Consider the following 10,591-nt stretch of genomic DNA (forward strand, 5'->3'; position numbering starts at 1 on the left):
TAGTGTTATAATGAAGGCTGCTTATACTAACCAGAGGTGAGGAAAAGTGTCTTTACATATTGTTTTATACCAACCATTAATCCCGGCAAATACGGGGAATATTGCCCGTACATGTGCAGCTACAGATACAACCCTGCATTTAATCCGTCCTTTGGGCTTTTCCACTGACGATAAAGCTTTAAAGCGTGCCGGCCTTGATTATTGGGAGCATGTAACTATTATTTATTATGATTCAATTGAAGATTTTTTTGAAAAGAACAGTGGTGGGGAGTTCTTTTATATCACAAAATTTGCGAAGAATTATCATAGTGATATCTCATATGAAGATACCAATAAAGATTACTACTTTATCTTCGGCCGAGAAACGACAGGTCTGCCAAAGCATTTATTAGAGGAACATCCTGAAAGAGGATTGCGTTTACCTATGAATGATACTCATGTTCGTTCGCTTAATTTATCGAATACAGCAGCAATTGTTATCTATGAAGCTTTACGCCAACAAAATTATATTCATTTGACATAACTTCTCTTTCTAGAGAAGTTTTTGTTTTATAAAGAGTTAAACAAAATTTTAGATAACACTTCTATAATTTGTTATATTTGTACTACGTTATAAAGGAGCTGAGTCCAGTGAATGAAACGATTAACCTATTAAATAATCACCGATCGATTCGTAAATTTAAAGAAAAATCTCTCTCAAGGGAGCAGGTTGAAACAATTATAAGTGCAGCCCAGTCTGCATCCACATCGAGTTTTGTTCAAGCTTATTCAATCATTGGGGTCAGTGATCAAAGTAAGAAGACACAATTAGCGGAGCTGGCAGGTGGACAATCGTATGTTGAACACAATGGATATTTTCTAATGTTTTGCGCCGATTATCATCGCCATAAGTTGGCTGCTGATATGGAAGGTATGAATATGGATCACAATCTGGAAAGCATGGAAACATTCATGATTGCGTTAATTGATACAGCCTTGGCTGCACAAAATGCTGCTATTGCAGCTGAGTCTATGGATCTTGGTATTTGTTACATCGGTGGTATACGGAACAATATCGAAAAGGTATCTGAGCTTTTAAAATTGCCTGATCGTGTTATTCCACTCTTTGGAATGGCTATTGGCTATCCAGATCATGAATCTGATCTTAAACCGCGCTTACCGCTGAAAGCAGTCTTTCATGAGAATGAATACGAGGACAAGCAAGCAGAACTCGAAGAATACAACGAAATTATTTCTGCTTACTATAATGAGCGTACAAACGGATTGAGAAAAGATAAATGGACAGAGCAAGTCGTTGGTATGTTAACTAGTAAACAACGTGAATTTATGATGGATTTTGTTAAATCTAAACACTTTGCGCTCAAATAAATAAAAACACAAAATACCCCTCACTTTTATCTCAAAGTGAAGGGTATTTTGTGTTTTGTTGCTATGGGACATGATTATTTTAGTCTTTGTTCCTTAATGCAGTCGTTTCAGCTTTTTAGTTAATCCAGCTTCGACGGCTAGAAGCTCAGGACATAAGCATGGTCTCTGCAGGAGGAAGAACACCTCCTTCCGAGCCCCTGTCTTATGCTCCTCGCGGGCCTACACGATGTAGGTCATGAAGACGTTGCCACAGGACGTGGCGTATTTAGTCTTCGTTCCTTAATATAGCCGTTTTAGCTTTTTAGTTAATCTAGCTTCAACTCCTAATCCCTCGAGTCATAAGGATAGCCGCTGCGGGAGGGAAAAGCGCCTCCCTACGTGCCTATCCTTATGCTTGTCAGGCCTGACAAGTCGTCTCAGCCTTTTAGTTAATCTAGCTTCAGGGCCTAGCCGCTCGAGACATAAGTGTGGCTGCTACGGGAGATAAAAGCGCTCTCCCTACGCACCTCATCTTATGCTTGTCGGCTGATCAAGGCCCTTCAGCTTTTTAGTTAGTTTTATCATTGTAGCCGCCGGTGAAGATGGCTGCGAGGAATGCTAGGGATACGGCAATAATAATGGCAAGTTTCATTGGATGATCCTCCTTGTATGAATGCTTTGGAAAAAGTATACCATATAAGTTAATTTTTTCTCCACTAAGAATATTTTAGAAAATTATAAATTGGTAATTCATTATGGATTCTTAAGGGGCTTACACATGTTTGACTATATACGTGCATACAGTATTAGTAGCAGCTGAATCACAGCTAGGGGAGGATTAATACTGAATGGATATCATTAAAAAAATAGAACAATTTAGAGAAGAAGAGGAAAAGCTGAAGTGGGAAGGGACATTCGGTGATTATTTGCAATTATTAAAGAAAACACCCTTAGTAGCTCAATCAGCTCATTCCAGGGTTTACAACATGATTAAGGATGCAGGTGTAGAAATTGTTGATGGGAAGAAAAAATACAGCTTTTTTAAAGATGAATTATTTGGCCTCGAGGAGTCACTTGAGCGCCTTGTAGAGGAATATTTTCATCCAGCTGCTAAACGATTAGATGTGCGAAAACGTATTTTGCTACTAATGGGGCCTGTGAGTGGTGGTAAATCGACCTTAGTAACGCTTTTGAAACGCGGATTAGAACGATATTCACGGACGGATCGGGGAGCGATTTATGCGATAAAGGGTTGCCCGATGCATGAAGATCCATTGCATTTAATACCGGCACATTTACGTAATGATTTCTTTGAGGAGTATGGAATCAGGATTGAAGGTAATCTTTCACCTCTAAATTTGATGAGGTTGGAACAGGAATATGGTGGCCGTATTGAAGATATGCTGGTAGAAAGGATATTCCTCTCAGAAGATAAGCGGATTGGAGTAGGGACATTTAGTCCATCTGATCCGAAATCACAGGACATTGCAGATTTAACTGGAAGCATCGACTTTTCTACGATTGCTACGTATGGGTCTGAGTCCGATCCGCGCGCCTATCGATTTGATGGTGAATTAAACAAAGCGAACCGCGGGATGATGGAATTCCAGGAGATGCTGAAGTGTGATGAAAAATTCCTGTGGCACCTGCTTTCTTTGACTCAGGAGGGTAATTTTAAAGCTGGCCGATTTGCGTTGATTAGTGCCGATGAATTAATTATAGCGCACACGAATGAAACGGAATATCGCTCCTTTATTTCCAATAAAAAGAATGAAGCCCTGCATTCTAGGATTATCGTAATGCCAGTCCCTTATAACCTGAAAGTATCCGAGGAAGAAAAAATCTATGAAAAAATGATTCATGACAGTGATGTATCGAATGTTCATATTGCTCCGCATACTTTAAGGGTTGCAGCCATGTTTACTACTCTTAGCAGATTAAAAGATCCAAAAAAAGGCGATATTGATCTTGTTAAGAAAATGAGGCTATATGATGGAGAAAACGTGGAAGGCTTTAATTCTGCAGATGTAGAAGAATTGAAGAAGGAACATTCGGATGAAGGGATGGGCGGCATCGATCCGCGTTATGTCATTAACCGAATATCTTCAACTATTATTAGAAAAGAAACACCTTCCATTAATGCACTGGATGTATTGCGTTCCCTAAAAGAAGGATTGGATCAGCATGCTTCAATTACAGCCGAGTTGAAAGAACGGTATATGAATTATATCTCACTTGCACGAAAAGAATATGATGATATCGCGAAGAAGGAAGTACAGAAGGCATTCGTTTATTCCTATGAGGAATCAGCCAAAACCTTGATGAATAATTATTTGGATAATGTGGAGGCATTCTGCAATAAGTCAAAACTTCGTGATGTCCTAACAGGTGAGGAAATCAATCCTGATGAAAAATTAATGCGATCTATTGAAGAGCAAATTGGAATTTCTGAGAATGCTAAGAAAGCGTTTAGGGAAGAAATTTTAATTCGAATTTCTGCATATGCCCGTAAAGGAAAGCGGTTCGATTATAATTCTCATGACCGTTTACGGGAAGCAATACAGAAGAAACTGTTCGCTGACTTGAAGGATGTCGTTAAAATTACAACCTCCTCTAAAACTCCAGATGAAAGTCAATTGAAGAAAGTAAACGAGGTAGTTGCCAGATTAATAGATGAACATGGATATAATTCTACCTCGGCAAATGAGCTTCTGCGTTATGTAGGCAGCTTGTTGAACAGATAAGTATTGACGAAGGAGAGCTATCTTACATGTCGAGGTATTCGACTTGTGGATAGTTCTTTTTAGGTTGCTTTCTGAAGATTAATGAGGGCACCTATCTTAGGTTAGCTGAAATATCGAGGGTATCGGCTGGATAAAAGACTAGTTTGGCTGGATTATGACGTGAATCGGCTGCATAAAGGCTAGGATTGGCCGGATACAAAGTTAAAACGGCTGAACGAAGGCTCAGTCTAAGTATTCTCTATGGCTTTAGAATGGGAAAAAATGTTTATTAGGTTGATAGGATGGGAATAGGTCTTATGAGGTGATAGTGATGAAAAAAGACGAAAAGGCAGATACAATCGCTGAAAGTCTTGCTGAAAATGGCTCGATGGCACCGGATCTTGAAGAAATGAAAAACCTTGGAAAACAGATGGAGCACCTAAGGACAAATAAAGAATTATCCAAAGAATATAATAAGCAGCCTGATCCTGTTCAACATGAGGAAGAAGAGGCAGAAAATAAATAAATAGTAGTAGTTTTACAAAACGCTTGGTAAATGGCATCTCCCATTGTATATTCTGTTTGACAGTAGGGGAGATTACTAAGCGTTTTTTTCTTTTGATTAGATATATAGCCTAACACCAAATCGTTGGTTCGGTACATAGAGGTGAAGGGAATCTGGATACTTGGTCAATTTTTAAGATAAATTACTCTTTGCGTTCAGCTTCCATATTTAGCACTTCTCCATAATATTCAGGATAGTAATTTCCCTTTTAATAACTCTCAATGGCTTTATCTGAACCTTAATCTCATAATCTATATTACATTTGTTAATACTTACTAAACTATTCTCAGTAATAAGGATGGTTATAGATTCTATAATTCCAAATGACAAGGGGATAAGCAAAACTTTGTCTTATTTTAAGAATATTTTGGCAATAAATTGTAGTTTACGCATAGGATAGAGTAATCAAACATTAAATTCTAAAAAAGACTATTTAACATCTAGAGTATTATGATAAATGTGTTATAGGAGGGGGAAAAACGATGTCGGATAAGAACAATAGCCATCAGTTCGCCATTTCAAAGGAAGATTGGGCCCTCCATCGAAAAGGTTTTGATGATCAGCAAAGACATCAGGAGAAAGTACAGGAAGCGATACGTAATAATCTACCTGATCTAATAACAGAGGAAAGCATTATTATGTCCAATGGAAAGAATGTTGTAAAAATCCCGATACGCTCTCTTGATGAATATAAGATTCGTTATAATTATGATAAAAACAAGCATGTTGGTCAGGGAGATGGAGATTCCCAGGTTGGAGATGTAGTAGCAAGAGATGGAAGTGGACAAAAGGCGCCAGGAAAAGGAGGAGAAGCTGGAGATCAGGCAGGAGAGGATTATGTTGAGTCTGAAGTTTCTTTATTGGAAATAGAGGAAGCCTTATTTGCAAAATTGGAATTACCGAACTTAAAAGAAAAGGAACAGGGAGATCATACCATTGAGCATTACGAATTCAATGATATTCGTAAAACAGGTTTAATGGGAAATGTGGATAAGAAGCGAACGATGATTAGTGCATTTAAAAGAAATGCACTGGGTGGCAATCCTGGATTTACACCTATTTATCAAGATGATCTTAAGTTTAAAACATGGAATTCAGTTGTGAAGCCAGAATCTAAAGCAGTCGTTTTGGCTATGATGGATACTTCTGGAAGTATGGGGCTTTGGGAAAAATATATGGCACGTAGCTTTTTCTTTTGGATGACACGTTTCTTGAGAACGAAATATGAAACAGTTGACATCGAATTTATTGCTCATCATACAGAAGCAAAGGTGGTAGACGAAGAGGATTTCTTTTCTAAAGGTGAAAGCGGTGGGACGATTTGTTCATCAGCCTATCGGAAAGCATTAGAAATAATTGAACAAAAGTATCCGATGGAACGCTATAATATTTATCCTTTTCATTTTTCGGATGGTGATAACTTAACTTCAGATAATCCTCGTTGCATAAAACTTGTGGAAGAATTGATGGAAGTATCTAATATGTTTGGGTATGGTGAAGTTAATCAATACAATCGTAATTCCACATTAATGTCCGCATATAAAAATATTAAAGATGAAAAGTTTCAACACTATATATTGAAGCAAAAGGCAGATGTCTTTCATGCTTTGCAGTCATTCTTTAAACCAGAAAGTATGATTCATTAAAGTATGTTTCTCTTTAAGGAGTAAATAATTAAATTGCTTAGTATAAAGACGCTAGGGTATTTATCCTCTAGCGTCTTCTGATTTAACTGGACTTCTTGGTATTACTATTTTTTGTTTTATTATAAATTGCTATTGTCACATAAATAAGGATCAAAATGAGTTGACCGGCCATGGTTTCAACTGTTGGATAAAAACCAATTTGATTGAACACGGGTAATTGGTGAATGACGGTCGTCGGCAATATATTGGTGAGCTGTAATGTATGAATGCTTGAACCGATGATTTTAAATGCCAATACATAGATGAAAATGGTGGCTACAAAGAAAAATTTATGCACTTGGATTCGTACACTCATTTTGAATAATATAAAGGCAACAAGAGCCAGAATGGCTAATGCAATGATAATACCGAGGGTAAAATCAAACATCGGCATGTTGGGGGCAATACCCACGTAAAAAATAATAGTTTCCGCTCCTTCACGGAAAACAGATAAAAACGATACAGTAGCCATGGCAAACACAGATTGTTTTGAGATGGCCTGTCCCATTTGCTTCGATAAATAAGAGTTCCAGGATGCAACATTAGATTTGTTATGAAGCCATCCCCCGACCCCAATCATCATGGCAGCGGCAATTAGTCCGACATAGCCCTCCAAGATTTCGCGGCTCGTATTAACGGTCAATGAATTAAAGATGAACGATAATGCCACAGCGGCTACTGCAGATACAAGGACCCCTAAAAGAGCACCCATATAAATCCATCGAGCCATGTGCTCCTGATTCGATTTCTTCAGGAATGATACGAGTACCATAATAATAAGAAGTGCTTCCAAACCTTCACGTAATAAGATCAATGCAGAATCCCAAAAAGTATAATCGCTATCTTCCTGCAATAATTGGATTTCTGTTTTGAAATTAGATAATTGGTTAGTGATCGAATCTGTATCTATAGTATCCTTCGTTAATTCACTGACCAGAATTGGTAAATCACTTTCCAAGTTTGTATATAAGGAACTGTTGCGGGTAGAAACCTCCATTTCAATGTTCGGCCAAACAATAATGAATTCCGTCAAAGCATCACTGGCCTCGTCAAACTTTTCCATATCAATTGCCTGCAAGGCATCATCAATATGATTAATTAACGTTTGGAGTGAGTAACTTCCTTCTTCAACAGCAATATCTTCACCTGCCAAAAATTGTTCAATGGACGCTTTAAACGCTGCATATTGACTTGCTACAAGGGGTAAGTCTGGGTCTTCGCTTGCCAATGTGATGCGGATAAAAGCTAACTGTGTTTCAATTTGTCCATACATACCTACACTTTGATCACGTACAGGCTGTTCGTATTGATTCCATTTTCCATTAAGAACATTGTATGCTGGTAGAATCTTTTCATAGTCGTCCGTGGCTAATGCTTCTTCAAATTGCCTCATAAAAGGTGTATACTTCGTTTCAAACTCTTTCCGTTCTGCTTCCTCATCAACTGGATTTTCAAGTTTTTCTAATTGAGAAAGAGTTGTTGATAGCTGCATGATTGTCTTAACCCGTTCTTCTTGTGTTGAAGATTCAAGTACCGCGTTTAGTGCATCATCAACAGCTCTTTTTGCTTCCTTCTGTTCGGAAGTCACCGATGCCCAATTTTCTGCAAACTTATCTATAGCTTTTTGGGTTTGTTCGTCATTTCCTTGCTTTGCATTAATTAATGCATCACTAATTGATATGTAAAAAGAGCTGTAGGATGTAGCAGCTGAAGCTGGCAAGGCTACAAGCATACAAACTAGAAAACTACAAATTTGTAAAAAGCGCTTCACCTAAATAACTCCCTTTTTCAACACCAGGGAAGCAGGCAAAAATGGCGCTGCCTCGATGTGTAATATATTCATTTAATTTATCGTTACGGCCTAAACTATTTTGAATGTCGATAAATTGTTGCGGATGTTTTTGGAACGAGATAAACAGTAAGCCAGCATCATAAGCCCCGGTGTTTGACATAATGCCTGAAGAATAAGAAAAAGAACGGCGGAGAATCTTTTGCTTTGCTAATCGTGCAAGATGGACATGGGATGTTTCCGGAACAATGTAGTTGCCATTTGCATCTTTCTCTAATTCATTAAAATCGTCAAATTCATCTTTCTTACCGAATGCCGCTCCGCTTTCACGATAGCGGCCAAATGTTGCCTCCTGCTGATGTAAGCTGGTCCGATCCCATGTTTCCAAATGCATTTGAATGCGACGATAAACCAAATATGTTCCATTTACCAGCCAACTTTTCGATTCACCGGATTGAATCCATACAGAATCATTATATTCACTGTTTTTGGCAGGATTAACCGTACCATCTTTAAATGCAAATAAGTTGCGCGGTGTACTTCCATCGCGTGGAATGGCATTAAAACCAGATTGAGACCATTTGCTTCTGACCTTCCCGTTTGCCGCACGAACCAAATTCCGTACGGCGTGAAATGCTATTTGAGGATCATTGGCACATGCTTGTATGCAAATATCTCCGCCATTGTATGCTTCATCTAATTGATCTTTTGGGAAATGCGGCAAATCCATCAATTCTTTCGGCCTTAAATGCTGAATGTTAAGATTTTTATTATCGAATAGAGAAGGACCAACCCCAAACGTTATAGTTAAGTTAGAAGCATCGATTCCCATGGCTTCACCAGTATCAGTGGGAGGGATGTGACCGTTAGTGGAAGGTTCGACGATTTGTTCACCATTCATTAACCGAACAGTAAGAGATGTCCACAATTTAAATAATTGGCGCAATTCCTCTTTTGATTCTACTAAAACGTCCAATGCGGCAAAGTATATATGGCCTTGTAAAGGGCTTGTGATACCGGATTGATGGCGTCCATAAAATGCAATTTTGTTTTTTACAGACTGGTTATCATCCAAGGAAGGTTGCAACTCATAGCCTAAAGCATTCATCGTGGAACCCAATCCGCTTGCACCGATAACCATTCCTGTTGCTCCGATGCTAGTTAATTTCAACATCTCGCGTCTTGTCATTTTGTTAGTAGACAACGATACTCACCCTTATTCTAAAATGATCCCCATTTGGCTCAATGGTTCACCTAGTTGATTGACGGCTGTGGCTAATGCATTTGTATCTTTTTTCGTCAATTCATTGTATGATACATAGCCGCCATCAGCTGTTTCATATTTTGATAATAATTCATCGAGCTTAGCGAATTTCTCTTCTAGTGTAGTGACCAAGGCTTCATCTTTTGCTTCGATTTTATCATGTAAAATCTCGAAGATTTTTTCTGCCCCTTCAATATTTGCTTTAAAGTCATAAAGGTCTGTATGTGAGTAAATTTCTTCTTCACCTGTAATTTTTGAAGTGGATACTTCGTTCAATAAATCAACAGCACCAGTAATCATTAAATCCGGTTCTACTTCGACTGTTTGTACTAATGCATGCAATTCCTTTGTATCAGCTAATAATTGATTCGCGACTTCTTCATAACCCTTAGTTGTGTTTTCAATCCATAATGCATACTCAAGTTTATGGTAGCCAGTCCATTCTTCTTCGCCTTTGCCTTCTTCCTGGATATCAGCCAGACGGCCATCAATGCGTGGATCTAAGTCACCGAAGCTTTCCGCGATTGGCTCAGAGCGTTCAAAAAACATGCGCGCTTCAGGATATAATGCTTTCGCGGTTTCGATATCTCCATCCAGGAACGTAGTAACAAATTTTTCAGTTTCGACTAGAAAAGAATCCATTTGTTCCAAAGCGAATGTTTTATAAGTATCCGTTTCGGTTTTCAAGTCGGCAACAGTTGTTTTAGTCGATGTTGTTTGGTCTGCCGGTGTTGCAGTGGAAGCTGTTTCTTCTTCTGTACCGCATCCAGCTAATAGTAGGGAGGCTGATAAAACAGCTGCTGACATCATATTGAATTTTATAGACTTAAATTTCATAATTTGTAACCTTCTCTCTAGAAATTGTTATTGTAGAGATAATAAAATCCTTCTTAGTGTCCTACCCAGCCAATTTTTGAAGTAATGAATAATTGATATACATATTAGATTGATTAGACCGAGTTATTAATAATACTTTTTTATCTATTCAAAAATTAAATGTGATAGATAAGTAGGAGAATAAGGATGATTGTCATTATCTGCTAGTATACAAACTATATGATATTGATAATCATTATCAATTGTCAATTCAAAGTTTAAAAATAGGACTTTATACATGTCATAAAAATATTTTCGACAAACGTCATTAAAAAATATATTAGAAAATTATCGAACTGAGAATCATTATCATTGACAATGATTCTCAGTATTGCTAATATT

The 10,591-nt window shown here is 37.9% G+C and carries 8 protein-coding genes; 5 read left to right on the plus strand and 3 right to left on the minus strand.

The features are described 5' to 3' along the window. The first annotated feature begins 46 nt into the window (after positions 1-46). From trmL to yhbH, 5 genes are all read left to right on the plus strand, one after another. Entirely contained in the window at positions 47-523 is a 477-nt protein-coding gene (gene trmL / locus F7984_RS03390) for a tRNA (uridine(34)/cytosine(34)/5-carboxymethylaminomethyluridine(34)-2'-O)-methyltransferase TrmL (protein WP_066102772.1), read from the plus strand. A 107-nt stretch (positions 524-630) separates the two neighbouring features. Continuing rightward, positions 631-1,368: an oxygen-insensitive NADPH nitroreductase gene (gene nfsA, locus F7984_RS03395; RefSeq protein ID WP_140462312.1), complete on the plus strand. Its 738-nt coding sequence runs from the start codon at positions 631-633 to the stop codon at positions 1,366-1,368. An 827-nt stretch (positions 1,369-2,195) separates the two neighbouring features. Next, complete coding sequence (locus F7984_RS03400) at positions 2,196-4,091, plus strand: PrkA family serine protein kinase (RefSeq protein WP_066102762.1); 1,896 nt, start codon at positions 2,196-2,198, stop codon at positions 4,089-4,091. A gap of 310 nt (positions 4,092-4,401) precedes the next feature. Then, the gene (locus F7984_RS03405; protein WP_066102759.1) at positions 4,402-4,596 is read left to right on the plus strand and encodes a hypothetical protein; all 195 of its coding nucleotides are present in this window, start codon (positions 4,402-4,404) and stop codon (positions 4,594-4,596) included. A 521-nt stretch (positions 4,597-5,117) separates the two neighbouring features. Next, on the plus strand, positions 5,118-6,281 hold the full coding sequence (yhbH, locus tag F7984_RS03410) for a sporulation protein YhbH (RefSeq protein ID WP_066102758.1): 1,164 nt from the start codon (positions 5,118-5,120) through the stop codon (positions 6,279-6,281). Between the two features lie 82 nt (positions 6,282-6,363). Here yhbH and F7984_RS03415 read toward each other — a convergent pair whose 3' ends face one another. From F7984_RS03415 to efeO, 3 genes are read right to left on the minus strand one after another with little or no spacing between them, the layout of a single operon-like run. Beyond that, positions 6,364-8,091, minus strand: coding sequence for an FTR1 family iron permease (locus tag F7984_RS03415; RefSeq protein ID WP_140462313.1), 1,728 nt, complete (start codon positions 8,089-8,091; stop codon positions 6,364-6,366). Continuing rightward, positions 8,066-9,298 carry an iron uptake transporter deferrochelatase/peroxidase subunit gene (gene efeB / locus F7984_RS03420; protein WP_066102869.1) on the minus strand — a complete coding sequence of 411 codons (1,233 nt, stop codon included), beginning with the start codon at positions 9,296-9,298 and terminating at the stop codon, positions 8,066-8,068. The genes F7984_RS03415 and efeB overlap by 26 nt, the downstream gene beginning before the upstream one ends. Positions 9,299-9,325: 27 nt before the next feature. Beyond that, entirely contained in the window at positions 9,326-10,210 is an 885-nt protein-coding gene (efeO, locus tag F7984_RS03425; protein WP_175354246.1) for an iron uptake system protein EfeO, read from the minus strand. Positions 10,211-10,591: the final 381 nt, after the last annotated feature.

This window comes from Pradoshia sp. D12, assembly GCF_008935075.1.
In the GTDB taxonomy this organism is placed as follows: Bacteria; Bacillota; Bacilli; order Bacillales; family Pradoshiaceae; genus Pradoshia.

Bases quoted from the DNA above. Each gene is read 5' to 3' on its own strand.
- F7984_RS03400 (WP_066102762.1), top strand. From the start codon at position 2,196: ATGGATATCATTAAAAAAATAGAACAATTTAGAGAAGAAGAGGAAAAG.
- F7984_RS03405 (WP_066102759.1), top strand. From the start codon at position 4,402: ATGAAAAAAGACGAAAAGGCAGATACAATCGCTGAAAGTCTTGCTGAA.
- yhbH (WP_066102758.1), top strand. From the start codon at position 5,118: ATGTCGGATAAGAACAATAGCCATCAGTTCGCCATTTCAAAGGAAGAT.
- efeB (WP_066102869.1), bottom strand. From the start codon at position 9,298: ATGACAAGACGCGAGATGTTGAAATTAACTAGCATCGGAGCAACAGGA.
- efeO (WP_175354246.1), bottom strand. From the start codon at position 10,210: ATGAAATTTAAGTCTATAAAATTCAATATGATGTCAGCAGCTGTTTTA.